The sequence below is a fragment of the Planococcus sp. NCCP-2050 genome, from assembly GCF_023708025.1.
Lineage (GTDB): Bacteria > Bacillota > Bacilli > Bacillales_A > Planococcaceae > Planococcus.
Window position 1 is genome coordinate 1 of sequence record NZ_BRCX01000001.1, and the last position, 26,670, is coordinate 26,670.

Consider the following 26,670-nt stretch of genomic DNA (forward strand, 5'->3'; position numbering starts at 1 on the left):
GGACAGTTATTTCACAGCTTGTTTGCAAACTTTATCCACAGGCTGTGGTTTTGTGTATGATATACTTAAAAAATATTTTACATATAAAGGAGAAGAGCTATTGGAACACTTAGACGAATTATGGTCAAGTGTCTTAGCCCAAGTTGAAACTAAAATCTCCAAACCGAGTTTTGAAACTTGGTTGAAATCGACAAAACTTTTATCTTATCAGAATGAGACAGTCACAATTTCAGCGCCTAATTCGTTTGCACGTGATTGGTTGGAAAACCATTACGTGCATTTAATTACTGGAATATTATCAGACCTTACTGGTGACGATCTGCTGATAAAATTTGTCGTGCCCAAAGATCAAGATATGGATGATTTTCAACTTCCTGCACCTCGCGTTAAACCCGGTCAGAATGAGCATCAGGAATTTCTTCCTGGTATGTTGAATCCAAAATACACATTCGATACGTTTGTCATTGGATCCGGCAACCGCTTTGCTCATGCTGCATCACTCGCCGTGGCCGAAGCGCCGGCGAAAGCGTATAATCCGCTGTTTATCTATGGGGGAGTAGGTCTAGGCAAGACACATTTAATGCATGCAATCGGACATTACGTCCTCGAACACAACCCGGATGCCAAAGTGGTTTATTTGTCATCTGAAAAATTCACGAATGAGTTCATCAACTCGATCCGTGATAACCAGACCGTAGATTTCCGCAATAAATACCGGAGCGTCGATATTCTTTTGATCGATGATATTCAATTCTTGGCAGGCAAAGAGCAAACACAAGAAGAATTCTTCCATACTTTCAACACGCTCCACGAAGAATCGAAGCAAATTATCATCTCAAGTGACCGGCCTCCAAAAGAAATTCCAACTTTGGAAGATCGCCTGAGATCCCGCTTTGAATGGGGACTTATTACAGATATCACACCTCCGGATCTGGAGACGCGGATTGCGATTCTTCGCAAAAAAGCGAAAGCCGACGGTTTGGACATTCCAAACGACGTCATGACGTATATCGCTAATTCGATCGACTCGAATATCCGTGAACTTGAAGGGGCTTTAATCCGCGTAGTCGCTTACTCTTCCTTGATCAATCGGGATATGAGTGCTGAACTTGCGGCTGAAGCATTAAAAGACATCATGCCGAATTCGAAACCGAAAGTCATCACGATTTTGGACATCCAGAATGCTGTCGGCAGCCAGTTCAATGTGAAATTAGAAGATTTTAAAACGAAGCGCCGGACAAAAGATATTGCCTATCCACGTCAAGTCGCCATGTATTTATCAAGGGAAATGACAGATTTTTCTCTGCCTAAAATCGGAGAAGAATTCGGTGGACGAGATCATACAACGGTGATTCATGCACATGAAAAGATTTCAACAATGCTGAAAGACAATCAGCAGCTCCAGCAAGATGTAAAAGATATCAGAAGCGCGCTAGGCAAAGGGTGATTCGCTTGTGGATAACCCGATAAGTTACAAAGCAGTTTATGCACATTCTATCTACATGTGGATAAACTGCTTTTATTCACTATTTCAGGGTTATCCACATATTCACAGCCCCTACTACTATTATTACTTTAAAGATCTAAATAAAATATATATATAAGCGAGGTTCCATAATGAAATTTGAGATAAAGCGTGAACGTTTAGTCGAAGGTTTAAATGATGTAATGAAAGCAGTCAGTTCAAAAACAACGATTCCGATTTTGACAGGGATCAAAATGGATGTCTCATCAGAAGGAATGCGTTTGACAGGAAGTGATTCAGACATCACGATCCAAACGTTTATTCCAGCAGAAGAAGATGGCGAGCAGATCATTGGAGTTTCTCAAGGAGGAAGCATTGTTCTTCAAGCGAAGGTATTCGGTGAAATCATCCGGAAGCTGCCAACGAATGAAGTAGAAGTGGAGATTACAGGAAATTTCCAAACGCATATCCGTTCTGGTAAATCCGAATTCCACTTAATCGGCTTGGATGCGATGGATTATCCACAATTACCGGATATTCAAGACGACCGTCTGTTTTCAATTCCTGCAGATCTGTTGAAAACCATCAACAGAGAAACCGTTTTTGCAGTTTCAAGTTCTGAAACTCGCCCAGTGTTAACTGGTGTCCATTGGGAAGTGAAAGACGGAGAATTGGTATGTGTAGCAACTGACAGCCACCGTTTGGCACGCCGCAAAACCAAATTAGAAACGCTTCCGGAAGGTGAATACAGTGTCGTCATTCCCGGCAAGAGCTTAAATGAGTTGAACAAAATTCTTGATGATACGTCAGAACCGGTTGAGATCGTTATGACAAACCAGCAAGTCCTGTTCAAATCCAAACATATTTTATTTTTCTCACGTTTATTAGAAGGAAATTATCCGGATACTTCACGCCTGATTCCTTCTGAATACAAAACGGAAGTTGTCGTAAATGGACGTTCGCTATTGCAAGCGATTGACCGTGCTTCTTTATTGGCACGCGAAGAGCGCAATAATGTGGTCCGTTTCTCTACCAACGCTGGCAATGAAGTGGAAGTTTCTTCTAATTCACCAGAAGTAGGGAAAGTTGAAGAGCAGCTTCAAGCGCAAAGCATTGAAGGGGAAGAGTTGAAAATCTCATTCAGTGCGAAATTCATGATGGATGCCTTGAAAGCGATCGATGGACAAGATGTCTTGATCCAATTCACTGGAGCAATGCGTCCATTTATTTTGAAGTCGGCATTAGACGACTCAATTTTGCAGCTGATTCTTCCTGTCCGGACCTACTAAAATTGAAAAGCACCCTCGAGGATAGCCATATAGGCTATCCTTTTTACTTTTTACCCTATTTAGGGTAAAATAGAGGGATAGACTACGAATCGAAGGATGAGTGCATTTTGAAGGAAATAGGAATCGAAACAGAATACATCACATTAGGCCAATTATTGAAAATGACCGATACAATCAGTTCGGGTGGAATGGCGAAATGGTTTTTAAGTGAACATGAAGTGTTTGTGAACGGCGAAGCGGAAGATCGCAGAGGCCGGAAACTTCGTCCAGAAGATACTGTGGCAATTCCGGAAGTTGGGGAGTTTCGTATCGTTGTTGCTGAAGGCATGAGCTTCGATGCGGATTGACCGTCTCGAACTGTTAAATTACCGCAACTATGAAAGCCTGGATTTGTCGTTTTCACCGGAGATCAATGTATTCATCGGTGAAAACGCCCAAGGCAAAACCAATATTATGGAATCGCTGTATGTTTTATCCATGGCAAAATCTCACCGTACGTCAAATGACAAAGAATTGATACGCTGGGACGCCGAATATGGTAAAATAAAGGCTGATGTGCACCGTAAATACGGTAAATTGCCTTTAGAAATAACTTTGTCAAAAAAAGGCAAAAAGGCGAAAGTCAATCATTTAGAGCAGCGGCGGCTTAGTGATTATATCGGTCAGTTGAATGTGGTCATGTTTGCTCCTGAAGATCTCAATTTGGTCAAAGGCAGCCCTCAAGTACGGCGGCGATTCATCGATATGGAAATTGGCCAGATTTCTCCTGTCTATTTGCATGATCTATTGATTTATCAAAAGCTTTTAAAGCAAAGAAATCATATTTTAAAGCAGCATTACGGCAAACAATCGATTAACGATGTGATGTTTGACGTTTATACAGAGCAGTTTATTGAAGCTGCCGTTAAAATCATCCGAAAAAGGTATCAGTTCATGGATTTATTGCAAAAATGGGCAGAACCGATCCATCACGGCATTTCCCGCGGGTTGGAACAACTTCAAATCCGCTATCAACCGATCAGCGGTTTAAAGCCCGAATGGACGCCTGAAGAGATGGCGTCTTTTTTAGAGCAGAAACTGGCAGAATTACGGAAACGGGAAATCGAACGCGGTTCAACGCTTGTCGGTCCGCACCGGGATGAATTGCAGTTTTTTGTAAATGGCTATGATGTCCAGACCTACGGTTCTCAAGGCCAACAGCGCACAACAGCGTTGTCGCTGAAACTTGCAGAAATCGAATTGATTAAACAAGAAGTCGGCGAGGCTCCTGTCCTTTTATTGGATGATGTGTTATCGGAGCTCGATGATTATCGGCAATCCCATTTATTGAATACCATCAAAGGGTCGGTCCAAACTTTTGTAACCACTACCAGCGTTGAAGGCATCCATCATGAAACGATCCAGAATGCCTTGCTTTTTGAAGTATCGAAAGGAACCGTTAAGGAGTGAACGCTCATTTACATTTCAATCAGTAAAGAGCAAAGCATCCGTATGAAGGAAATCATCGCTGTCATTCATTATGAAAATTACGTGCCGGCTGCTTTTGTGCGGCTGCTCGTGCCTATAGAACATGTAAAGTCTTATGTGGTTACCGACGAATTCGTCTATGGTTCGCCTTTGAAGGCGCAAGCAATTGTTAAGCATCTTAATGAACAAATTTATAGCAAGCCAATTTGGAAATAGAATGTTGTAGGGAAGAGCAGGTGAACGGAATGGCAATGGAAGAAAATGAACTTAAACAATCTTATGATGCAAATCAGATTCAAGTTCTTGAAGGATTAGAAGCTGTCCGCAAAAGACCCGGAATGTATATCGGTTCGACAAGTTCAAAAGGGCTTCACCATTTGGTTTGGGAGATCGTGGACAATAGTATAGACGAAGCACTGGCTGGCTATTGCGACGAAATCCAAGTGACAATCGAAAAGGACAACTGGATCCGTGTAGAAGACAATGGGCGCGGAATCCCTGTCGGTATGCAAGAAAAAATGGGCCGTCCGGCAGTAGAAGTCATTATGACGGTCTTGCACGCAGGCGGTAAATTCGGCGGCGGCGGATACAAGGTATCCGGCGGACTTCATGGTGTTGGGGCTTCAGTCGTCAACGCTTTATCTGAAGTTACTGAGGTTTATGTCAACCTTGACCAAAAAAAGCATTATATAAAGTTTGAACGAGGCGCGGTTACGGAAGAACTAAAAGTAATCGGCGAATCTACCCATACTGGAACAACAATCCGCTTTAAAGCAGATGCAGAAATTTTCAAGGAAACGACTGTCTATGAATTTGATATTCTGGATCATCGTTTGCGCGAACTTGCCTATTTGAATCGCGGTTTACGGATTGTAATCCGGGACGAGCGCGAAGGCGAAGAAAAAGAAAAGGTTTATCATTTCGAAGGCGGTATCAAATCGTATGTCGAACATCTGAACAAAACAAAAGATCCGCTTCATGAAGAAGCGATTTTTGTGGAGTCTGAAAAAGACGGCATTTCTATTGAAGTAGCGATGCAATACAACGCCGGATACGCAGCGAATATCTTTTCATTCGCTAATAACATCAATACACATGAAGGCGGAACGCATGAATCCGGTTTTAAAACTGCTTTGACGCGTGTGATCAACGATTACGGCCGCAAAAATGGCATGTTGAAAGAACAGGATCCGAATTTAACAGGAGATGACGTACGTGAAGGACTGACAGCGATCATTTCTGTTAAACACCCAGATCCGCAATTTGAAGGGCAAACGAAAACAAAACTTGGCAATACGGAAGTCAGTCCAATCGTCAATAACTTGTTCTCAGCTGGTTTTGAGCGCTTCCTTTTGGAAAATCCATCTGTTTCACGCAAAATCGTGGAAAAAGGGATCATGGCTTCCCATGCCCGCATGGCGGCTAAAAAAGCACGTGAATTCACGCGCCGCAAATCGGTCCTTGAAGTATCCAGCTTGCCGGGTAAATTGGCTGACTGTTCTTCACGCGATCCAAAAATCAGTGAAATCTATATCGTAGAGGGCGATTCGGCAGGCGGATCGGCAAAATCAGGACGCGACCGTCATTTCCAAGCGATTTTGCCTCTGCGCGGAAAGATTCTTAACGTTGAAAAAGCACGCCTCGACAGAATCCTGACAAATGCTGAAATTCGCAATATCATCACAGCACTTGGGACAGGAATCGGCGAAGAGTTCAATTTGGATAAAGCCCGCTACCACAAAGTCGTCATCATGACAGATGCCGATGTTGATGGGGCCCATATCCGCACATTGCTGCTGACGTTCTTCTTCCGTTATATGCGCCCATTGCTTGAAGCTGGCTATATTTATATCGCGCAGCCGCCTTTATTCCAAATTAAGCAAGGCAAGCATGTGGAATACGTTTATACCGATGCCCAGTTGAAGACGGCGCTTGAGAATCTATCGAGCACACCGAAACCGAATGTCCAGCGCTATAAAGGACTTGGGGAAATGAATGCAACCCAGCTATGGGATACCACAATGGATCCGGATGTCCGTACATTGCTTCAAGTTACGTTGACGGATGCAATGGTGGCAGATGAAACTTTCCATATTCTAATGGGCGATGATGTTGAACCACGCCGGAACTTTATCGAAGAAAACGCGAAATACGTTAAAAATCTGGACGTTTAAGTGATGTAGAGTTGAGAGGAGGCTGCGGATATGGCTGAACGGCCTAGCAGTGGTGTTGAAGAAATAAATATAAGCACGGAAATGCGGACTTCATTCTTGGATTATGCAATGAGTGTCATCGTTTCCCGCGCTTTACCGGATGTGCGAGATGGGCTAAAACCTGTTCATCGCCGCATCCTTTATGCAATGCATGATTTAGGGATTACATCAGACAAAGCCTATAAAAAATCAGCGCGTATCGTCGGAGATGTTATTGGTAAATACCATCCCCATGGGGATACGGCTGTTTACGAAACCATGGTACGGATGGCGCAGGATTTCAGTTATCGTTATATGCTGGTAGACGGCCACGGAAACTTCGGATCGGTGGACGGGGATGCAGCAGCAGCCATGCGTTACACTGAGTCAAAGATGTCAAAAATTTCCATGGAATTATTGCGTGACTTGAATAAGAATACGATTGATTATCGCGACAACTACGACGGTCAAGAAAAAGAACCGATTGTTTTACCGAGCCGATTCCCGAATTTATTGGTGAACGGAACTTCGGGGATTGCCGTCGGGATGGCAACCAATATTCCGCCGCATCACTTGGGCGAAACTATTGATGGCGTGTTGGCATTGGCTGAAAATCCAGCCGTTACAACGGAAGAATTGATGGAATTCATCCCAGGGCCGGATTTCCCGACTGGCGGGATTATTCTAGGGCGAAGCGGAATCCGCCGAGCTTATGAAACAGGCCGCGGCTCGATCATGATCCGTTCTGTTATCGATATTGAAACAAAAGCGAACGGCAAAGAAGTCATTATTGTAAACGAACTTCCTTACCAGGTGAATAAAGCCCGCTTAATCGAAAAAATTGCAGAACTTGTGCGTGACAAGAAAATTGACGGCATTACGGATTTACGCGATGAATCTGACCGCAACGGAATGCGCATCGTCATCGAAGTCCGCCGAGATGCAAGTGCAAGTGTGCTATTGAACAATCTGTACAAACAGACTGCGATGCAAACAAGCTTCGGGATCAATATGCTGGCCCTTGTCGATGGCCATCCGAAAGTTCTTGGATTGAAAGAAGTTCTTTATCATTACTTAGAACATCAGAAAGTCGTCATCCGCCGCAGAACTCAATTTGATTTGACGAAAGCGGAAGACCGCGCACATATCCTTGAAGGTTTGCGTATTGCGTTAGACCATATCGACGCCATCATTGCATTGATCCGTGGATCACAAACTACGGAAGAAGCCCGCAATGGCTTGATGAGCAACTTCAATTTATCTGAGCGCCAATCTCAAGCGATCTTAGACATGCGTTTGCAGCGTTTAACGGGACTCGAGCGCGATAAAATTGAAGAAGAATATCTAGGATTGGTAAAACTGATCGATGAGCTTCGTGAAATCTTGGCGAATGAACATCGCATCCTTGAAATCATCCGCGAAGAATTGCTCGAAGTGAAAGAGCGCTTCAGCGATAAACGCAGAACCGAAATCACTTCAGGCGGAACAGAAATGTTTGAAGATGAAGATTTGATCCCTCGGGAAGATTCCGTTTTAACACTGACTCACAATGGGTATATTAAACGGTTGCCTGCGAACACCTACCGCAGCCAAAAACGCGGCGGCCGCGGCGTACAAGGAATGGGAACCAACGAAGATGACTTTGTTGAACACCTTCTATATACATCTACCCACGACACCATCTTATTCTTTACCAATAAAGGGAAAGTTTATCGTAAGAAGGGATATCATATTCCAGAATACGGACGGACAGCTAAAGGCCTTCCTCTAGTAAACTTGTTGGAAATCGAGAAGAACGAGAAAGTTACAGCGGTGATCCGAGTAGAAGAATTTAAGGAAGATGCATTCTTCTTCTTTACTACACGTGAAGGCGTGAGCAAACGGACGCCGGTTTCGAATTACGCAAACATCCGTCAAAACGGTTTGATTGCCATCAGCTTGCGTGAAGAAGATGAGTTGATTTCGGTTAAACTGACAGACGGATCCAAAGAGATTGTCATTGGTACGCGCGATGGCGCCTTAATCCGATTCCCTGAAACAGATATTCGCAGCATGGGACGGACTGCAAGCGGCGTACGGGGCATCCGTTTACGCGAAGGCGACAATGTAGTCGGCATGGAGATTCTTGAGCCAGGCGATAACATTCTTGTCATTACGGAAAAAGGATACGGGAAACAAACGAAAGAAGCGGAGTACCGTGTTCAATCCAGAGGCGGCATGGGAATCAAAACTTGCCAAATCACCGATAAGAATGGCCCATTGGTTGCTGTTCGTACCGTGAATGGCACGGAAGATATCATGCTTATTACGATCAACGGCATTTTGATCCGTATGGATGTGAATGATATCTCTACCACTGGAAGAAGCACTCAAGGCGTCCGGTTGATTCGCTTGTCTGAAGACGAAACCGTTGCTACTGTTGCTAAAGTGAAGAAAGATATCGATCTGCCCGAAGAATCCGAGAATCCAGATGAAAATATCGAGGCAACTTTGATTGAAGAAAGCGCTGAAGCGGATGTGTATACAGAAGCGGACGATGTAGTAGCTGATGAGAATATTGAAGTTGAAGAAGTAATAGAAGAAGACGAAGAGTAATTTTTATCCCACTGGATTGCCAGTGGGATTTTTTCTTGGCTAAAATTAAACCAATGAAACTGTTTAGCAGCTGCAAGATAATGAAGAAATGAAAAGAGGCATTCATAAGTTTGTTCTTAATAAAGAGTGGGCGAACAATTTGTTGCTTGCTGATCGGTAACTAGAGCGGGTTCTATTAGTAGAAGTTTCCTTGGAGAAAAAGATTTTACTCTTTGCAGAAGTTTTTTCTCAAAACTATTGACTATTGCTGGTTTACTTGGTATATTAATAAGCGTCCTCAAAACAACTTGATTGAAACGGAATTATAAATTTTATAAAACTGTTGACATCGAATTTGAATTGAGCTATACTAATAAAGTTGCTGAGAAAAAGCAACGACAACATGAACCTTGAAAACTGAACAGCAAAACGTCAACAATATCGGCAACGGACCTTCGGGTCCCGCGCCACAAACTACTGATCAGGCTTAGCCAGATCAAAGCGAATCGTGCGTCTTTTCGGAGACGGCGATACGCCAGCATTGAGCAATCAATACTACTCTATAATGGAGAGTTTGATCCTGGCTCAGGACGAACGCTGGCGGCGTGCCTAATACATGCAAGTCGAGCGGAACACTTGGAGCTTGCTCCAAGCGTTTAGCGGCGGACGGGTGAGTAACACGTGGGCAACCTGCCCTGCAGATCGGGATAACTCCGGGAAACCGGTGCTAATACCGAATAGTTTGAGGCCTCTCCTGAGGCTTCACGGAAAGACGGTTTCGTTCGGTTTCCAAAACTTCGGACGTGCCCGCGCGAAAATATTACTGACACACAAGTACAAGAAGTTGGGAGTTCACGTAGGTTAGGGTGAGGAGAAATTCATCTCACCCCAACATTTGACGGAGAACCTTTTTAACAGTGCCAGAGGTATGCCTGCCGAAGTTAACCGTCCGCTTCCGCTTTTCTATATTTGTAAGCGCATTCCTTCGTGTTTCAAAATTATTCATTTATAATGTAATTAGCTACAAAAAATGAAACCTTTTCTCTTTTGGTCCGTATAAAAGGTAGCAGTAAAACGAAAGGAGAGATTCGTTTGCATCCGTTTAGGATTTTTTCTGCACTTATGATTCTATTTGCGTTGTCAGTACTTCTCATGCCTAATGCATTGGCGGCAGAATCTGCTGAAGCGAGCGGAACATTCGGCAGCCAATTGATAGAATTCATCACTCATCCGATTGTGGTGCCGGTCCTGTTGTCTATTGCAGCGCTTGGCATTCTTCTGGAAATGTTTACTCCGGGTATGGGCGTACCGGGATTGATCGGGTTTACCGCGTTGGCCGTTTACTTTTACGGCCACTGGGCAGCTGATCTGGCCGGCTGGGATACTTTGTTTCTGTTGATTCTTGGCGTCACTCTCCTTTTAGTTGAACTGATAATACCGATCGGGCTGATTGGTTTTCTCGGGTTGTTAGCTATTCTTGGCAGTATATTATTGGCAGGTGGAGACCTTAAAACCACTGCCATCGCCATTTTGATCGCATTGATTGTAGCAACTGCAGGGATGGTGATTATTGTGAAATTTTTTGGCAAGAGGCTTCATTTGTTCAAACGAGTGGTCTTGACGGATTCAACCAATACGGAAAGCGGATATGTATCGAATGTGAACCGCTATGAATTGGTTGGCCAAACTGCCAAGACTGCCACTGCATTGCGTCCGTCGGGTACGATTAAGTTGATGGATGAGCGTATAGACGCCGTTTCTGACGGGCGGTTTATCGATGCGGGAAAAGAAGTGAAAATCATCAAAGTCGAAGGTTCACGGATCGTAGTTCGAGAAGTGGAAAAAGAGGAGGAGGAATAAAAGCATGGAATTAGGTCTTATAGGTTTAGCCGCAGCAATAATCGGTGTCATCATCGTTTTGGCAATATTCTTCACGTTTGTTCCGATTACATTATGGATTTCTGCGCTGGCAGCAGGCGTTAAAGTCAGCATTTTTACGTTAATCGGAATGAGATTGCGCCGCGTTATTCCGTCGCGCATCGTTAATCCATTGATTAAAGCCTCAAAAGCGGGATTGACTGTATCAATCAACCAATTGGAAAGCCATTACTTAGCAGGCGGTAACGTTGACCGCGTCGTAAATGCATTGATTGCAGCACACCGTGCTAACATCGAACTTCCATTTGAACGTGCAGCAGCCATTGACTTGGCAGGCCGTGACGTTTTAGAAGCGGTTCAAATGTCCGTTAACCCGAAAGTTATTGAAACACCATTTATTGCAGGTGTGGCAATGGACGGGATCGAAGTAAAAGCAAAAGCGCGTATTACAGTTCGTGCCAACATCGATCGCTTAGTCGGTGGTGCAGGTGAAGAAACGATCGTTGCCCGTGTAGGTGAAGGGATTGTCTCGACACTCGGTTCAAGCACAAGCCATAAAAAGGTATTGGAAAATCCTGATTTGATTTCGCAGACTGTTTTAGCGAAAGGTTTGGATTCTGGTACGGCATTTGAAATCTTATCCATTGATATCGCGGACGTTGATATCGGCAAGAACATTGGTGCCGAACTTCAAACGGAACAAGCGGAAGCAGATAAGAAAATTGCACAGGCAAAAGCGGAAGAACGCCGCGCAATGGCTGTAGCAAGCGAACAGGAAATGAAAGCGAAAGTTGTTGAAATGAGATCGAAAGTTGTCGAAGCGGAAGCGGAAGTGCCGCTTGCAATGTCTGAAGCGCTTCGTACTGGCAATATCGGCGTCATGGATTATGTAAATTATAAGAACGTCCAAGCGGATACTGGCATGCGTGATTCGATTGCCAAAACCGGCATGGAAAAATCCGACGATAAACAATAACCGTCGATAGCAAGGGAGGTTATTGAATGGAAGGTTTTATCTTCGCACTTGTGGTGATGGCGCTCGGAGCGATATTTGGCAATAAAAAAGGCGGCGAAGACAAGGATCCGGCAAGCCCGCCGGTTCCAAAGAGCCCTCAGACCCGTCAAACTCGGCAAACCCAAACGCGTGAAACCGGACAGAAAGCATTTAAGCGAGTTGAAGATTATGCCAGGGAAATCTATGGCGATTTGCAGACTCAAATGAAAGAACAGCCGGAAAAAGCGAAACAGGTGCAGCAGAGAGTCGAAAAAGCAATAGACCGGACGCCTCTTCGCGAAACTCGCCAAGAAATACAGCGTGAAATTCAAGGACGGCAGCCTACCGGCAGGCTTTCTGCACATCAAAATGCTCGTCCAAGCATTGTTGCGAAAGCAAAACAAGAGGAAGACATCTTCCCGCTGGATGCCGACGATATCCGAAAAGGCATCATTTTAGCGGAAGTGCTAATGCCGCCTAAATCGAAAAGATGATTTTAAACCGATCAGATTCTTCTGATCGGTTTAATTTTACTTATAATATTATTATGTAAACAAAAATGATTAAAATGTTTTACAATTCCAAATGAATAATGATACAGTGAAATTGTACTAAATATTCGATTCCAAGGAGCGTCTACATGACAGAAAACCAACTATTAGAACTGCATGTGAAAGATCCAAATGAAGCGGTGCAGCTGCTCGGGATTTCTGATAGTCACATGACTTTAATCGAAGAAGCATTTCAAATTCAAATCATCACGCGTGGAGACGTTATTAAATTATCAGGCTCTGAAGAAGGCAAGCAGATAGGGAAATTACTGATCGAACAATTATTGAAAGTCATCCGCAAAAATATCAATATTGACCAACGCGATATTGTCTCAGCAATTGAGATGGCCCGCGCTGGCACGATTGAATATTTTGCAGAACTATATGATGAAGAAGTTGCGAGGAATGCCGGCGGAAAAGCGATACGTGCAAAAACAATCGGACAACGGCATTACATCCAAGCCGTGCGGAGCAATGACCTAGTTTTTGGCATCGGCCCTGCAGGAACAGGCAAAACTTACCTGGCCGTGGTTATGGCGGTCCAGGCATTAAAAAATGGCCATGTCAAAAAAATCATTCTCACCCGTCCAGCTGTGGAAGCTGGAGAAAGCCTCGGGTTTCTGCCGGGCGATTTAAAGGAAAAAGTGGATCCTTATTTGCGTCCTTTATACGATGCACTTCACGATGTTCTCGGACTGGAACAGACAAACCGTTTTATCGAGCGAGGGACCATTGAAATCGCTCCTCTCGCCTACATGAGAGGGCGGACGCTTGACGAGGCATTCGTCATCCTCGATGAAGCACAGAATACGACAAAAGCCCAAATGAAGATGTTCCTGACCCGCCTCGGATTTGGTTCAAAAATGATCATTACAGGCGACAAAACCCAGATTGATTTGCCGAGAGGGGCAGAATCTGGATTAATAGCGGCAGAAACGACTTTATCTAAAGTCCGGGGTCTCCATTTCCAGTACTTAGAACGCGGAGATGTCGTGCGCCATCCGCTTGTTGCAAAAATCATTGCAGCTTATGAAGATCAGCCTTCCTGATTGCCATTCAATAAGTTTTTATTTACAGCCGGTGGGGAAAAGCCAAACTTTTCCTCATCGGTTTTTCGTATTTTTGAGGAGAGGCAGGCGAATAATAAATTCAGAAGGGTAGTAATAATACATAGCGAATTTCAAAAAATTACAAATAGACAATGAAATACTTTCTTTAAATTGATATGATGAGAGTACAAGAAGAGAGGTGTTTCAATGCGCAGTTGGGCGAAACAAGTCTATGACATGATGGGCTACCGAGTAATTGCGGGCACATTGATTTTTCTAATCGGTGCAATTATTTACGCTTTCCTATACACGTCAGTGAACGGCGATACATATAAAGTTGAACTTTTCCAGCTATCTGAAGAAACTATACGATCCGCTAAAACCGTGGAAGATCCAGTGAAAACAGAGTTGGAACGCCAAAGGGCTGCGGCTGAACTAGGGCCGAGCTATCAATTTTCAGCAGAAAATGCTGACAACCAAGCTGCTCTGATCAAGTCGATTTTCGGGTATATAACCGATGTAAAAGAAATTCCTGAGAATGAAGAGACGCTCAAGCCGCAAGCTATCAACAAGATGATTGAAGAAGTAAGAAGGAATATCCAATTATTGGATACGACTGAAAGCAGTCTGCGTTTAACCGATGAAATGCTCCGTGCTCTGCTTCTAGTTCCGGATGAAAATTTAGCGAAAATGGAGCAAGAACTGACAGAACTTGTGAAATCCAGGTTAAGCGAACCGCTAAGAGAGGAAGACGTCGCTGGAGTTCAAAATGAAATCGAACAGGAAATCCGGGGAAGTACAAGAATTCCTGCTTCCGCTTTGCAGGCAGCCATCGTAATTGGACGTTTTGCGATTGGGCCGAACGAAGTCATTGACGAGGAATTAACGGAAGCCCAAGCAGAATCTGCGCGGGCAAGTGTCGAGCCTACTCGTATTTTACAAGGCCAAGTATTGGTGCAGGAAGGGCAAATGATTGACCGTGAAGTTTACCGTCAACTGGAACTTGCAGGAATGACGCAAGAAAAGGAAGATTTTAAGCCTCTAGCAGGGTTGCTGTTGTTTGTCGTAATCACGATGGGAATTCTCATCATTTTAACGATTCGCTCGAAATCATCGAAGCAGCAGAAGCTTATCAAATTCTCTGTTATTCTAGCGGTTGTTCTTATTTCGTTGACTTTAATGCAGCTATTGAGCCTGGTCAGCGGTAATTTTGACGTAACGATTGCCTTTCTTTTCCCGACTGCCTTAGCAGGTATGCTCGTTCGTATGCTGTTGAATGAACGAATTGCTGTCTACGTTACCTTGTTGATCGGCGCGGTCGGAGGCATGATGCTGCAAGGAGAGAATGCCTCTACGCTGCAGATGGATATTGCGTTGTATATCATTTTTGGAGGGCTTGCCGGCGTTTATTTGATTGCACAGCAAGACCGCCGTTCTCATTTGCTGCAGACGAGCTTAACTGTAGCTGTAGTGAATGCCTTCTTTATTGGCTTCTACCTGCTGGTAGGCCAAAGCCAGTATGATTGGACCGAAATCGGCTTCTATTTTGCAGCCGCAGTCATCTCGGGATTGTTATCTGGGGCTTTGACGATTGGACTATTGCCGTTTTTCGAGTCGATTTTCGGCTTGTTATCGACCATGCGCTTGATCGAATTGTCGAATCCGAACCATCCGTTATTGAAGAAAATTTTAACTGAAACGCCAGGGACTTATCATCACAGCGTCATGGTGGCGAATCTGGCGGATGCATCGTGTGAAGCGATCGGTGCAAATGGACTTTTGGCGAGAGTGGGCTGCTATTACCACGATATCGGCAAAACCAACCGTCCGCAGTATTTTATCGAAAATCAAGTGAGCATTAAAAATCCACACGATTCCCTTCCGCCTGAAAAGAGCCGCGACATCATTTTGGCGCATGGCACGCAAGGAGCGGATCTTTTGAGAAAGCATAAAATGCCGAAAGAAATCATCGATGTCGCTGAACAGCATCACGGCACTAGCTTACTGAAGTTTTTTTATTATAAAGCGAAAGAAGAAAATCCGGAGATCCGTGAAGAGGACTACCGGTATGTCGGGCCAAAACCACAGACAAAAGAAATTGCGATCATCAGCGTGGCAGACAGCATCGAAGCGGCAGTCCGTTCGATGAAAGAGCCAACATCAGAAAAAATAAAAAAATTGGTTGATGCAATAGTTGAGGATAAACTTAAAGATGGGCAATTTGATGAATGTGATTTGACGATGAAAGAGTTGAAGACCGTTAAACACGTAATGTGTGAAACATTGAATGGGATTTTCCATTCACGGATCGAGTATCCGCAAGATCCAAAATGAGAGGAGGAAAAAATATGTTAGCCATTGATTTAATTGATGAAACAGCGACTTTAAAAGAACAGGAGCTGCAATTTGTAGAGAAAATCCTGAAACATGCAGCAGAAGAGGAAAAAGTGGGGGATTCGGAAGTATCGGTGACTTTTGTGACGAACGATATGATCCAAGCGATCAATAAGGAATACCGCGGCAAAGACACGCCAACCGATGTTATCTCTTTTGCGATGGAAGAATTGGGCGAAGGGGAACTTGAAATCGTCGGTTCACCTGAAACGAGGGTTCTAGGGGATATCATCATTTCACTGGACCGGACAAAAGAACAGGCTGCCGATTACGGGCATTCGTTTGAACGCGAATTGGGCTTTCTTGCCGTTCATGGATTCTTGCATCTCCTAGGATATGACCACATGAACGAAACGGACGAAAAGGAAATGTTCGGAAAACAGGAAGCGATTTTATCTTCGCTTGGCATTACCCGTGACTCACATGAAGCTGAGTAGGTTTTTCCGATCTTTCAGTTTTGCGGCACAAGGGATTGTTGCGGCTGTCCGAAAAGAACAGAATATCCGCTTTCATTTGATGGCAGCGGTTGTCGTAGGCGTTTCCGGATGGCTGACCGGCCTCTCCAAAACGGAATGGCTCATTGTGATCTTGCTGATTGGCGGCATGCTGGCATTAGAGCTCCTCAATACGGCAATGGAACGCGTCGTGGATCTTGCTTCTCCTGAGGTCCATCCCCTCGCTAAACAAGCGAAAGATATGGCAGCAGGTGCAGTTTTGGTATTTGCAGCAGCTAGTGCTATAATTGGATTACTAATATTCTTGCCCAAATGGCTATAACTTATAGAGGTGATTCGCAATGGAGAAAGAACAATTGATGACAGAATCAAAAACTGCACGCGAACGGGCATATGTGCCGTATTCCAAGTTTAAGGTCGGGGCGGCGCTTCTTACGGCTGACGGCAAAGTTTACCACGGCTGCAATATTGAAAATGCCGGCTATTCCATGACAAATTGCGCAGAACGCACAGCGATGTTCAAAGCGGTATCCGAGGGTGAAAGAAACTTCACTGCACTGGCTGTTGTGGCAGATACGAAAGGCCCGGTGTCGCCGTGCGGTGCATGCCGCCAAGTGATTGCAGAATTCTGCTCGCCAAACATGCCGGTTTATTTAACAAATTTAAATGGAGATGTCCAGGAAACAACAGTCAGTGAACTGTTGCCCGGAGCATTTTCAACGGAGGATTTAGAGTATGCATCAGGGAAATAATGGATTCAAATCAGGCTTTATCTCAATCATCGGACGTCCGAATGTCGGGAAATCAACATTTTTAAACCGGGTTGTCGGCCAGAAGATCGCGATCATGAGCGACAAGCCTCAAACGACGCGCAACAAAGTGCAAGGCGTCGTGACGAACACGGACAGTCAGATGATCTTCATCGATACACCAGGGATCAACGAACCGCGCCATAAGCTGGGGGATTTCATGCTGAAAGTGGCGAAAAACACATTCCGTGAAGTGGATGTGCTGCTATTCGTTGCCAGTGCAGATGAGCGGATTGGCAAACAGGATCGCTTCGTCCTTGAAATGATCAAAGGCCTCGATGTACCGGTCTTTTTAGTGTTGAATAAAATTGATCAAGTACACCCGGATGAATTGCCGAAGTTGATCGAATCCTTTAAAAAGGAATTCGATTTTAAAGAAGCGATTCCGATTTCGGCGCTGCAGGGCAATAATGTTGAAAACCTGCTTTCGAAAATCAGCGAATACCTTCCGGAAGGCCCGCAGTACTATCCGGCGGACCAAGTGACAGACCACCCGGAACGCTTCATCATTTCGGAATTGATCCGGGAGAAGGCCTTGCATTTGACGCGTGAAGAAATTCCGCATTCGATTGCTGTGGTCATCGAGAAAATTGCACCGGACAGTGAAAATGAGAACATGATCCGCGTCGAGGCAACAATCATGGTCGAGCGCGATTCTCAAAAAGGGATTGTCATCGGCAAAAAAGGTGTACTTTTAAAGGAAATCGGTTCACGCGCTCGCAAGGATATCGAAAATCTCCTTGGCTCAAAAGTCTATCTGGAACTTTGGGTGAAAGTGCAAAAAGATTGGCGCAACAAAGCAATGCATTTGCGCGACTTCGGTTTTAGAGACGACGAATATTAAGGAGTCGGTTCCATGCTGAATCAATTAGAGGGAATTGTGATCCGGACACAGGCGTATGGCGAAAACAATAAAATCGTTACGCTTTTCACCCGCGAAGCCGGCAAAATCACCTGCATGGCCAGAGGGGCTAAAAAGCCTTCGAGCCGCTTAGCTGCCGTGACCCAACAGTTTACCCATGGCAGCTATTCCGTCTTCAAAGGGCGTGGAATGGGCACACTTCAAAGCGGGGATCCGCTCGAGTCGCTTCGCCACATCCGTGAAGACATCATGAAAACGGCCTACGCCAGTTATATTACAGAATTGATCGACCGGCTGACGGAACAAGATGAACCGCAGCCGTCGATCTACGATATGCTTTACCAGGCCCTTCACGCAATTGAAGAAGGATATGATCCGGAAGCGATTTCGCTGTTTGTCGAATGGAAGATGCTTCCGCTAGCTGGACTCACGCCGACTTTGCACGAATGTGCGAATTGCGGGGCGACTGAAGGAGAGTTCGCGTTTTCGTTCCAGGAACTCGGCTTCCTGTGCCATCGCTGTTTTGACGTCGACCGTTACATCATCCGGCTAAGCCCGGCACTCGTGAAATTGATCCGCACTTTTTATTTTGTCCCGATTGAACGCGTCGGATCCTTGAAACTGAAAAAAGAATCGAAATCGCTTTTAAAAGGGATTGTCCGCACCATTTACGAAGAACAGGCGGGAATACGCCTGAAATCACGTAAATTTTTGGAACAGTTGGAACGGACACCTGAATTTTTACCCCGAAAAGAAGAACAAGACCCGCAGCAGGATGAAATCACCTGAGCAGGTCTTTTTTTGATGTTTTTACTGAAGGGGAAGTAGGTTCTTTGCAGAATCGGAAAGCTTTATTTCTATTTTTATTTACTTTCCGAACCTAAAAAGGGAGACCCGCATCGAAATGCGGGTCTCCCTTTTTGTAAGGTCTTAATTAAAATTGAATGTGTTTTTCGATATAAGCCTGTACTTCGGCAATCGGCATACGAACTTGTTCCATAGAATCGCGGTGGCGGACAGTCACTTGGCCGTCTTCTACTGAATCAAAGTCGTAAGTGATACAGAATGGTGTACCGATTTCGTCTTGGCGGCGGTAGCGTTTACCGATTGATTGGGATTCGTCGTAGTCGACCATGAAATGCTTCGCCAAATCAGCAAATACTTCCGTTGCGCCTTCAGCCAATTTCTTCGATAGCGGAAGAACGGCTGCTTTATACGGTGCAAGAGCCGGGTGGAACTTCAAGACAGTACGTTTGTCGTCGTTTTCAAGCGCTTCTTCGTGGAATGCATCTACTAGGAAAGCCAAAGTGACGCGGTCGGCACCCAGGGATGGCTCGATGCAATAAGGCACATAGCGCTCGTTCGTAATCGGATCGATGTAATTGAAGTCTTCGCCTGAATGTTCCATATGGCGCTTCAAATCGAAATCTGTACGGTCAGCGATGCCCCATAGCTCACCCCAGCCGAATGGGAATTTGTATTCGATGTCGACGGTTGCATTGGAGTAATGCGACAATTCGTCTTCGTCGTGCTCACGAAGACGCATATTGTCTTCCGACATATCCAGGTTCAGCAGCCAGTTTTTGCAGAAATCGCGCCAGTAAGCGTACCATTCCAAGTCTTCGCCAGGCTTGCAGAAGAATTCAAGCTCCATTTGTTCAAATTCACGTGTGCGGAATGTGAAGTTCCCGGGTGTGATTTCATTACGGAAACTTTTACCGATTTGGGCAATACCGAACGGCATTTTTTTGCGCATGGAGCGCTGGACATTTTTATAGTTCACAAAAATTCCTTGCGCTGTTTCAGGACGAAGGAAAATCTCATTCGTTGAGGATTCCGTTACGCCTTGGAAAGTTTTGAACATCAAGTTGAATTGGCGGATGTCTGTGAAATCTTCTTTGCCGCAAGTCGGGCATTTGATTTCGTGTTCTTTGATCAATTCGGCCATTCTTTCAAAAGACAGACCGTCTACGATCATTTCGATGCCTTTTGCATCTAAAGCATCTTCAATCAATTTATCTGCACGGTGGCGTGTTTTGCAGCTCTTGCAATCGATCATCGGATCGTTGAAGTTGCCGACATGCCCTGATGCCACCCAAGTTTTCGGGTTCATCAAAATCGCAGCGTCAAGGCCGACGTTGTGCGCCGATTCCTGAACGAATTTTTTCCACCATGCTTTTTTGATATTGTTTTTAAGTTCTACGCCAAGGGGACCGTAATCCCATGTGTTGGCAAGGCCACCGTAAATTTCAGAACCCGGAAATACAAAGCCTCTGTGTTTTGCTAATGATACTATTTCTTCCATTGACATAAAAAAACCTCCATAAAATAAAAAATCGTACACGTCCCGGACATAATGTCCGAGGACGAGTACGTTAAGACCCGCGGTTCCACCTCGATTGGCTGCAATAAAGCAGCCCTCTTAAAAGAAACTGGCTCCAGAGTGCCTTTTCCCATCTATGCAGGCTTCCACTATCCCCGCTCGCTGATTGCGACAGTACTTATAACTCCATCATTGCCTAATATTCGATTCTTTAGTATTGTATCATGGGAAAGTTTTCTTCGCAATATCGCATCCATTAGTATATAATAATCATCATTGAGTATAACATATTTTGAGGCGGTGAGTCCGATCGAACTCAATAAGAGACAAGAGGAAATCCTGCAGATCGTAAAAGGCAATGGTCCGATAACGGGCGAACAAATTGCTGAACGCCTGCATTTGACAAGAGCTACATTAAGGCCGGATTTGGCGATTTTGACGATGGCTGGATTTTTAGATGCCCGTCCGCGTGTCGGCTATTTCTATTCCGGAAAAAAACCTGGCCAGGATATCACGGATACGATGAACAATATGAAAGTGAAAGACTTTCAGTCGATTCCGGTTGTGGTCAGAGAAGATGTCAGTGTTTATGACGCGATCAGCCAAATGTTCCTTGACGATGTCGGGACCCTGTTCGTCGTCGACAAGAATTCGTTTCTGACGGGTGTCTTGTCCCGCAAGGATTTGCTGCGGACTAGCCTTGGCAGCCAAAATTTAACTGCAATCCCGGTACATATTATTATGACTAGAATGCCGAATATTACCTATTGCGTAAAAAATGAGTCGCTGATCCAGGCAGCTCACCGGTTGATCAATCAGCAGATTGATGCTTTGCCGGTCGTAGAGGAACAGCCGGAAGGCTTTAAAGTCGTCGGGCGGTTGACAAAAACGAATATCACCCGGGCGTTTTTATCATTGTCGGAAAACCACGAATTGTGAGGTGCACGAAATGAAACAACTCCGTATGTTCATTGTCTCTGATTCTGTAGGAGAGACAGGCGAACTGGTTGCTAAAGCGGCTATTAGCCAGTATTTATATGCCGATCAAAATGCAGTATTAAAGCGGTTTCCCTATATTGATTCTGTTGAGCATCTTGAGGAAATCATCAAATTGGCAGCGCAGCAGAAGGCATTTATCGTCTACACATTAGTGTCGAAAGAATTGCGGCGGTATATCCAATCGGAAACGCCGAAATTCAATGTAACGTCTGTTGATTTAATGGGTCCGCTGATGGACGCGCTGGAAAATGAACTGGATTCTATTCCTTTAGAAGAAGCGGGCTTGGTCCGCAAGTTGGATGATGATTATTTCAAAAAAGTGGAAGCCATCGAATTTGCTGTTAAATACGACGATGGACGTGACCCGCGCGGGATCTTGATGGCCGATATCGTTTTGGTTGGAATTTCGAGAACGTCCAAAACGCCGTTATCGCAATATCTGGCGCATAAGCGCTTGAAAGTGGCGAACGTACCGCTCGTGCCGGAAGTGGATCCTCCTGAAGAACTTTATAAAGTCGATCCATCCAAATGCTACGGACTGGTGATTTCTCCCGAGAAGTTGAATTCCATCCGGAAAGAGCGGTTGATTGCATTAGGATTAAGCGATGATGCAAATTATGCGAAAATCAATCGGATCCACGAAGAGATTGCCCATTTCGAGAAAGTTGTCAGCAGAATCGGCTGTGAAGTGATCGATGTCACAAACCGCGCTGTAGAAGAAACAGCTAATTTAATTTTGAGCAAACGCAAATAATAGCGACCATTCACATGTAGGCGATCGAGCCCATTTGAGTGGGAAATAGTGGACTTTAAAGAAAAACCTCCTTATCAGGTGGTTTTTCTATTTAAATTGTGGATTTTTTGCCCAAAACGTTTTATAATGAAGAATTGTGGCTAAAACAAATATAATGGCCAATAAATTGTCTCGATCTTTTTGATGAAAGATGAAGGAATTCCTTAAAATATCACGAATTAAGTATGTTAAGCAAAAAAAGATGGTGATAATGTGTCAAATCGAGTTCCAGAAGAAGTGATCGAACAAATCCGTACTTCCACGGATATTGTAGACGTCGTCGGTGAATATGTTCAATTAACAAAAAGAGGGCGCAATTGGTTCGGGCTCTGTCCATTTCATGGTGAAAGCACGCCATCGTTCTCGGTAACATCCGACAAGCAGATTTTCCATTGCTTCGGCTGCGGAGCGGGCGGAAATGTCATCACTTTCCTAATGGACATTGAAAACATTACATTCCAAGACGCATTGGCTCGCCTCGGCAGCCGGGCAGGAATCGACGTAGACATTACGGTCCCGAACGACTCCGGCCCAGCACCTACAAAAACAGACCATCAGCTTATTTTGATGCATGAATTTGCAGCAGACATGTACCACCATATCCTCCTCAATACAGAAGAAGGGCAAGAAGCGCTCGACTATCTGGAAAACAGGGGATTCACAAAGGAAATGATTGAAAAATACCGGATTGGCTGGTCATTGCCCGAATGGAATTACATGGCCACCGCATTGCAGCGAAAAGGCTTTAGTGAAGAGGAATTGGTCTCTAGCGGACTCGGTATCCAGCGTGAGCAGAAAAATGGATTTTTTGATCGTTTCCGCGGTAGAATCATGTTTCCAATTATGAACGAATCAGGTAAAGTCATTGCTTTTTCCGGCAGGATTTTAGTGAAGAGCAAGGAAGAGGCAAAGTACCTTAATAGTCCTGAGTCGCCGATTTTCCAGAAAAGCCAAGTGCTTTATAATGTGCATCTAGCCCGAAATGCAATCCGAAAAAACCGGAAAATCGTTTTGTTTGAAGGGTTTATGGATGTTATTGCTGCCGGCAAAGCAGGCGTGGATAATGCGCTTGCAACAATGGGAACTTCTCTTACGTCGCAGCACATCAAAGCGATGAAGCGTTTCGCCCAGGAAATTGTCATCTGTTTTGATGGGGATGATGCCGGATGGGAAGCTGCTAAAAGAGCAGCCATTGCATTAAATGAAGAAAAGTTCAAAGTGGAAGTCGCTGTACTCCCAGGCAAGATGGATCCTGATGATTTTGTCCGGGAACACGGCAATGAAGCTTTTAAAGAGCAAATCATCGGCAAACCGCATGCATTTATTGCATTTGCGATGATGCATGCTCGCAGACATAAAAGTTTTCAATACGAAAATGACCTTCTGCAATACATTCAAGAAGTGCTGCAGCTCTTAGCAGGGCGGTCGTCGCCGATTGAACGTGATCTTTACATCAAGCAATTGTCTAATGAAACCGGCCTGTCAGAGGAAGCGATTCTTCAGCAATACCGGAAAATTGAAAACAAGACAATTGAACGCAGCCGTCCAAGCGCGCCAGTTCAAGAAAAAGCGCCGAAGCGGGAGCCAAAACGGGTGACTTCTCTCCACCGTGCTGAAAGGCTGCTGTTTTCCCATGCTCTAGCAAATGCCAGAACCATGGAAAAGTTAGCGCAGGCACCCGGCGGCATGCCGTTTGTCAGCGAAGAATTTACGGCGCTGTACGTTCAATTGCTCGGATTTTATGAAGAATGGGAAAAAGCGGATTTCCATAAATTTTTGGAAACGCTGCGTGACCCGGAACTTCGGAAGCTCGTTATGGAAACAGCATTGACTGAACGCGATCCCGAACATGCGGATGAAGAAATTGCCGACTGCTTGACACATTTGCAGAAGCATCGGATTGAACAGCAGATCAAGCTGAAAATTCAGCAGTCAAAAGAAGCTGAAAAACAGCATGACATGAAGCGTGCCTTGGTTTTGGCACAAGAAGTGATTGCTTTGAAGAAATCATTATAGGTTAATCCCGTTTTTTTAAAGGAGGAAAATCGTATGGCTGAGAAATCAGAACGTCCAAACGAAGTTGAAGCAAGCAATGTCTCATTAAGCACTACAGAAGGTCCTGAAGCGACTGTAGAAGAAGCGAAAAAACAATTGATCGAAACAGGTAAAAAAACGGGAGAACTGAACTATGAACAGATTGCCGATAAATTAGCTGTTTTTGAAATGGAATCGGATGCCGTTGAAGAATTCATCGATCAACTTGAGGGGCATGGCATTGAATTGGAACGGAAATCAGATGATGAAGAGCATTTGGACCGTCTCATGAAGCCGACTGAAGAGAAATTCGATTTGAATGATTTAAGTGTCCCGCCAGGCGTCAAAATCAATGACCCTGTCAGAATGTACTTGAAAGAAATCGGCCGGGTGGACCTCTTAAAAGCGGAGGAAGAAGTAAGGTTGGCCAAATTGATCGAACAAGGCGACGAAGAAGCGAAAAAGCGATTAGCTGAAGCGAACTTGCGTCTTGTTGTCAGTATTGCCAAACGCTATGTTGGACGAGGCATGCTTTTCCTTGATTTGATCCAGGAAGGGAATATGGGCTTGATCAAAGCGGTTGAGAAATTCGACTACTCGAAAGGCTTTAAATTCAGTACGTATGCAACTTGGTGGATTCGCCAAGCGATCACTCGTGCGATTGCCGACCAAGCGCGTACGATCCGTATCCCGGTGCATATGGTGGAAACCATCAATAAATTGATTCGCGTTCAGCGCCAGCTGCTGCAGGATCTTGGCCGTGAACCTTCACCGGAAGAAATCGGGGAAGAAATGGACCTATTGCCAGAAAAAGTCCGTGAAATCCTGAAAATTGCTCAAGAGCCGGTATCATTGGAAACACCGATTGGTGAAGAAGATGATTCACATTTGGGCGATTTCATCGAAGATTCGGATGCGCAATCACCATCTGACCATGCTGCCTACGAATTGTTGAAAGAGCAGTTGGAAGACGTTTTGGATACATTGACTGACCGTGAAGAAAATGTATTGCGCCTTCGCTTCGGCTTAGATGACGGGCGTACGCGCACTTTGGAAGAAGTAGGAAAGGTCTTCGGCGTCACACGTGAACGGATTCGCCAAATCGAAGCTAAAGCGCTTCGCAAACTGCGCCATCCATCACGGAGCAAGCGTTTGAAAGATTTCCTCGAATAAAAAAATGCAGACTGCTGAAATTTTCGGCAGTCTGTTTTTTTATGAATTTCCCCTTTAGAGTTGAGTTTGTCTAAATTTTTCCTATATAATGAAAGTTGTAAGCGTATTCATAACAAAGGGGATGTAATGAGATGAATTTTGATCTGACGCAAGAACAGCAAATGATTAAGAAAACGATTAAAGAATTTGCGGATAAAGTGGTGGCGCCTGGAGCAATCGACCGTGACCGCACAAATGAGTTTCCGAAAGAAATTTTCAAACAGCTTTCCGACATGGGGATGATGGGATTGCCGTTTGATGAGAAATACGGCGGGGCAGGAGCAGATACGACAAGTTTCGCTATTGTAACAGAAGAATTGAGCCGTGCTTGTGCTTCTACAGGCATTACGTACTCGGCGCATATTTCACTTGGCGGTGCACCGCTGAACCTTTTCGGAACGGATGAACAAAAAGAAAAATACTTGGCTCCGATTTGTTCAGGCGAATCGTTCGGTGCTTTCGGATTGACGGAACCGAACGCAGGATCGGATGCAGGCGGCACGGAAACACGTGCAGTTGAAGACGGTGATGACTGGGTCATCAACGGTTCGAAAGTTTATATCACGAATGCAAGCTATGCAAAGCATTTGGCAATTACCGCGATTACAGGAATGGAAAATGGCAAGAAAGAAATCAGTGCCATCATCGTACCGACTGATGCCGAAGGCTTCACGATCATCGACAATTATGAAAAAATGGGGCTTCATGCATCGAACACGACGGAATTGGTACTGGAAAATGTCCGCGTACCGAAAGAAAACCTGCTTGGCAAGCGCGGAGAAGGCTTTAAGCAATTCCTGGTGACTTTGGATGGCGGGCGCATTGGCATCGCTGCAATGGCTGTTGGAATCGCTCAGGCAGCGTTTAACCGTGCATTAAATTATTCCAAAGAGCGCAAGCAATTCGGCAAGAGTCTATCCGAATTTCAAATCACTCAGTTCAAGCTGGCTGATATGGCACTCAAAATTGAATTGGCGCGGAATATGGTATATAAAGCAGCATGGCTGAAAGACCAAGGGCGCCCGTTCACGAAAGAAGCTTCGATGGCGAAGCTTTATGCTTCGGAAATTTCAATGGAAGTGGCGGATGAAGCCATACAAATCCACGGCGGCTACGGCTATATGAAAGAGTATGAAGTGGAGCGCTATATGCGCGATGCGAAATTGCTGGAAATCGGGGAAGGAACATCTGAAGTGCAAAAAATGGTGATTGCACGACAAATCGGCTGTTAAATTACTGAATTTGTCACAATAACTTAAAACTTCTCCCATAAGACTTTTCGTTTTGCAAATAATACAGTACAATAATGAATGATACGAACACTATCATC

22 protein-coding genes and 1 other annotated feature are annotated in these 26,670 nt (G+C 44.7%); of the genes, 21 read left to right on the forward strand and 1 reads right to left on the reverse strand.

Going from position 1 to position 26,670, the window contains the following annotated elements; all coding sequences use genetic code 11:
- Nucleotides 1-100 precede the first annotated feature (100 nt).
- From dnaA to recO, 16 genes are all read left to right on the forward strand, one after another.
- Nucleotides 101-1,447 carry a chromosomal replication initiator protein DnaA gene (gene dnaA / locus NFU07_RS00005; protein WP_235197740.1) on the forward strand — a complete coding sequence of 449 codons (1,347 nt, stop codon included), beginning with the start codon at nucleotides 101-103 and terminating at the stop codon, nucleotides 1,445-1,447.
- Between the two features lie 170 nt (nucleotides 1,448-1,617).
- Nucleotides 1,618-2,754, forward strand: a complete 1,137-nt coding sequence (dnaN, locus tag NFU07_RS00010) for a DNA polymerase III subunit beta (protein ID WP_235197741.1) — start codon at nucleotides 1,618-1,620, stop codon at nucleotides 2,752-2,754.
- Nucleotides 2,755-2,861: 107 nt separating this feature from the next.
- Nucleotides 2,862-3,101 (forward strand): S4 domain-containing protein YaaA, encoded by a 240-nt coding sequence (yaaA, locus tag NFU07_RS00015; protein ID WP_052649554.1) that lies wholly within the window; start codon nucleotides 2,862-2,864, stop codon nucleotides 3,099-3,101.
- On the forward strand, nucleotides 3,091-4,203 hold the full coding sequence (gene recF, locus NFU07_RS00020; RefSeq protein ID WP_251472739.1) for a DNA replication/repair protein RecF: 1,113 nt from the start codon (nucleotides 3,091-3,093) through the stop codon (nucleotides 4,201-4,203). The genes yaaA and recF overlap by 11 nt, the downstream gene beginning before the upstream one ends.
- Nucleotides 4,204-4,466: 263 nt before the next feature.
- The gene (gene gyrB, locus NFU07_RS00025) at nucleotides 4,467-6,395 is read left to right on the forward strand and encodes a DNA topoisomerase (ATP-hydrolyzing) subunit B (protein WP_397443684.1); all 1,929 of its coding nucleotides are present in this window, start codon (nucleotides 4,467-4,469) and stop codon (nucleotides 6,393-6,395) included.
- Between the two features lie 30 nt (nucleotides 6,396-6,425).
- Entirely contained in the window at nucleotides 6,426-9,008 is a 2,583-nt protein-coding gene (gene gyrA / locus NFU07_RS00030; RefSeq protein WP_251472742.1) for a DNA gyrase subunit A, read from the forward strand.
- A 594-nt stretch (nucleotides 9,009-9,602) separates the two neighbouring features.
- Nucleotides 9,603-9,847, forward strand: a sequence feature (16S ribosomal RNA rRNA prediction is too short).
- 232 nt (nucleotides 9,848-10,079) lie between these two features.
- On the forward strand, nucleotides 10,080-10,847 hold the full coding sequence (locus tag NFU07_RS00035) for an NfeD family protein (protein ID WP_251472745.1): 768 nt from the start codon (nucleotides 10,080-10,082) through the stop codon (nucleotides 10,845-10,847).
- Between the two features lie 4 nt (nucleotides 10,848-10,851).
- The gene (floA, locus tag NFU07_RS00040; RefSeq protein WP_251472747.1) at nucleotides 10,852-11,841 is read left to right on the forward strand and encodes a flotillin-like protein FloA; all 990 of its coding nucleotides are present in this window, start codon (nucleotides 10,852-10,854) and stop codon (nucleotides 11,839-11,841) included.
- A gap of 26 nt (nucleotides 11,842-11,867) precedes the next feature.
- A complete protein-coding gene (locus NFU07_RS00045) occupies nucleotides 11,868-12,353 on the forward strand; it encodes a hypothetical protein (protein ID WP_251472750.1) in 486 nt (161 codons plus the stop codon).
- Nucleotides 12,354-12,499: 146 nt separating this feature from the next.
- The gene (locus NFU07_RS00050) at nucleotides 12,500-13,459 is read left to right on the forward strand and encodes a PhoH family protein (RefSeq protein ID WP_251472753.1); all 960 of its coding nucleotides are present in this window, start codon (nucleotides 12,500-12,502) and stop codon (nucleotides 13,457-13,459) included.
- 207 nt (nucleotides 13,460-13,666) lie between these two features.
- Nucleotides 13,667-15,793 (forward strand): HD family phosphohydrolase, encoded by a 2,127-nt coding sequence (locus NFU07_RS00055; RefSeq protein ID WP_251472756.1) that lies wholly within the window; start codon nucleotides 13,667-13,669, stop codon nucleotides 15,791-15,793.
- Nucleotides 15,794-15,807: 14 nt separating this feature from the next.
- Nucleotides 15,808-16,290 carry an rRNA maturation RNase YbeY gene (gene ybeY, locus NFU07_RS00060; protein WP_251472768.1) on the forward strand — a complete coding sequence of 161 codons (483 nt, stop codon included), beginning with the start codon at nucleotides 15,808-15,810 and terminating at the stop codon, nucleotides 16,288-16,290.
- Nucleotides 16,277-16,630 (forward strand): diacylglycerol kinase family protein, encoded by a 354-nt coding sequence (locus tag NFU07_RS00065; protein WP_251472770.1) that lies wholly within the window; start codon nucleotides 16,277-16,279, stop codon nucleotides 16,628-16,630. The genes ybeY and NFU07_RS00065 overlap by 14 nt, the downstream gene beginning before the upstream one ends.
- Nucleotides 16,631-16,649: 19 nt before the next feature.
- On the forward strand, nucleotides 16,650-17,060 hold the full coding sequence (locus tag NFU07_RS00070) for a cytidine deaminase (RefSeq protein ID WP_251472772.1): 411 nt from the start codon (nucleotides 16,650-16,652) through the stop codon (nucleotides 17,058-17,060).
- Nucleotides 17,044-17,961, forward strand: coding sequence for a GTPase Era (era, locus tag NFU07_RS00075; protein ID WP_251472774.1), 918 nt, complete (start codon nucleotides 17,044-17,046; stop codon nucleotides 17,959-17,961). The genes NFU07_RS00070 and era overlap by 17 nt, the downstream gene beginning before the upstream one ends.
- 12 nt (nucleotides 17,962-17,973) lie before the next feature.
- Nucleotides 17,974-18,768 carry a DNA repair protein RecO gene (gene recO / locus NFU07_RS00080; protein WP_251472778.1) on the forward strand — a complete coding sequence of 265 codons (795 nt, stop codon included), beginning with the start codon at nucleotides 17,974-17,976 and terminating at the stop codon, nucleotides 18,766-18,768.
- A gap of 145 nt (nucleotides 18,769-18,913) precedes the next feature.
- On the opposite strand, the gene NFU07_RS00085 is transcribed toward recO, so the two are convergent.
- Complete coding sequence (locus tag NFU07_RS00085; protein WP_251472787.1) at nucleotides 18,914-20,290, reverse strand: glycine--tRNA ligase; 1,377 nt, start codon at nucleotides 20,288-20,290, stop codon at nucleotides 18,914-18,916.
- A gap of 312 nt (nucleotides 20,291-20,602) precedes the next feature.
- Here NFU07_RS00085 and ccpN point away from each other — a divergent pair, with 312 nt between their 5' ends.
- From ccpN to NFU07_RS00110, 5 genes are all read left to right on the forward strand, one after another.
- Nucleotides 20,603-21,241 (forward strand): transcriptional regulator CcpN, encoded by a 639-nt coding sequence (gene ccpN, locus NFU07_RS00090; RefSeq protein WP_251472790.1) that lies wholly within the window; start codon nucleotides 20,603-20,605, stop codon nucleotides 21,239-21,241.
- Between the two features lie 10 nt (nucleotides 21,242-21,251).
- A complete protein-coding gene (locus NFU07_RS00095) occupies nucleotides 21,252-22,055 on the forward strand; it encodes a pyruvate, water dikinase regulatory protein (RefSeq protein ID WP_251472793.1) in 804 nt (267 codons plus the stop codon).
- A gap of 252 nt (nucleotides 22,056-22,307) precedes the next feature.
- Nucleotides 22,308-24,110: a DNA primase gene (gene dnaG / locus NFU07_RS00100; protein WP_251472796.1), complete on the forward strand. Its 1,803-nt coding sequence runs from the start codon at nucleotides 22,308-22,310 to the stop codon at nucleotides 24,108-24,110.
- A 33-nt stretch (nucleotides 24,111-24,143) separates the two neighbouring features.
- Nucleotides 24,144-25,301, forward strand: coding sequence for an RNA polymerase sigma factor RpoD (gene rpoD, locus NFU07_RS00105; protein WP_235199055.1), 1,158 nt, complete (start codon nucleotides 24,144-24,146; stop codon nucleotides 25,299-25,301).
- A 131-nt stretch (nucleotides 25,302-25,432) separates the two neighbouring features.
- Nucleotides 25,433-26,572, forward strand: coding sequence for an acyl-CoA dehydrogenase (locus NFU07_RS00110; RefSeq protein WP_251472798.1), 1,140 nt, complete (start codon nucleotides 25,433-25,435; stop codon nucleotides 26,570-26,572).
- Nucleotides 26,573-26,670: the final 98 nt, after the last annotated feature.

What these genes read in the sequence shown, in the direction of transcription:
- dnaN (WP_235197741.1), top strand. Translation starts at nt 1,618, where the DNA reads ATGAAATTTGAGATAAAGCGTGAACGTTTAGTCGAAGGTTTAAATGAT.
- recF (WP_251472739.1), top strand. Translation starts at nt 3,091, where the DNA reads ATGCGGATTGACCGTCTCGAACTGTTAAATTACCGCAACTATGAAAGC.
- gyrB (WP_397443684.1), top strand. Translation starts at nt 4,467, where the DNA reads ATGGCAATGGAAGAAAATGAACTTAAACAATCTTATGATGCAAATCAG.
- gyrA (WP_251472742.1), top strand. Translation starts at nt 6,426, where the DNA reads ATGGCTGAACGGCCTAGCAGTGGTGTTGAAGAAATAAATATAAGCACG.
- floA (WP_251472747.1), top strand. Translation starts at nt 10,852, where the DNA reads ATGGAATTAGGTCTTATAGGTTTAGCCGCAGCAATAATCGGTGTCATC.
- NFU07_RS00045 (WP_251472750.1), top strand. Translation starts at nt 11,868, where the DNA reads ATGGAAGGTTTTATCTTCGCACTTGTGGTGATGGCGCTCGGAGCGATA.
- NFU07_RS00050 (WP_251472753.1), top strand. Translation starts at nt 12,500, where the DNA reads ATGACAGAAAACCAACTATTAGAACTGCATGTGAAAGATCCAAATGAA.
- NFU07_RS00055 (WP_251472756.1), top strand. Translation starts at nt 13,667, where the DNA reads ATGCGCAGTTGGGCGAAACAAGTCTATGACATGATGGGCTACCGAGTA.
- ybeY (WP_251472768.1), top strand. Translation starts at nt 15,808, where the DNA reads ATGTTAGCCATTGATTTAATTGATGAAACAGCGACTTTAAAAGAACAG.
- NFU07_RS00065 (WP_251472770.1), top strand. Translation starts at nt 16,277, where the DNA reads ATGAAGCTGAGTAGGTTTTTCCGATCTTTCAGTTTTGCGGCACAAGGG.
- NFU07_RS00070 (WP_251472772.1), top strand. Translation starts at nt 16,650, where the DNA reads ATGGAGAAAGAACAATTGATGACAGAATCAAAAACTGCACGCGAACGG.
- era (WP_251472774.1), top strand. Translation starts at nt 17,044, where the DNA reads ATGCATCAGGGAAATAATGGATTCAAATCAGGCTTTATCTCAATCATC.
- recO (WP_251472778.1), top strand. Translation starts at nt 17,974, where the DNA reads ATGCTGAATCAATTAGAGGGAATTGTGATCCGGACACAGGCGTATGGC.
- NFU07_RS00085 (WP_251472787.1), bottom strand. Translation starts at nt 20,290, where the DNA reads ATGTCAATGGAAGAAATAGTATCATTAGCAAAACACAGAGGCTTTGTA.
- NFU07_RS00095 (WP_251472793.1), top strand. Translation starts at nt 21,252, where the DNA reads ATGAAACAACTCCGTATGTTCATTGTCTCTGATTCTGTAGGAGAGACA.
- rpoD (WP_235199055.1), top strand. Translation starts at nt 24,144, where the DNA reads ATGGCTGAGAAATCAGAACGTCCAAACGAAGTTGAAGCAAGCAATGTC.
- NFU07_RS00110 (WP_251472798.1), top strand. Translation starts at nt 25,433, where the DNA reads ATGAATTTTGATCTGACGCAAGAACAGCAAATGATTAAGAAAACGATT.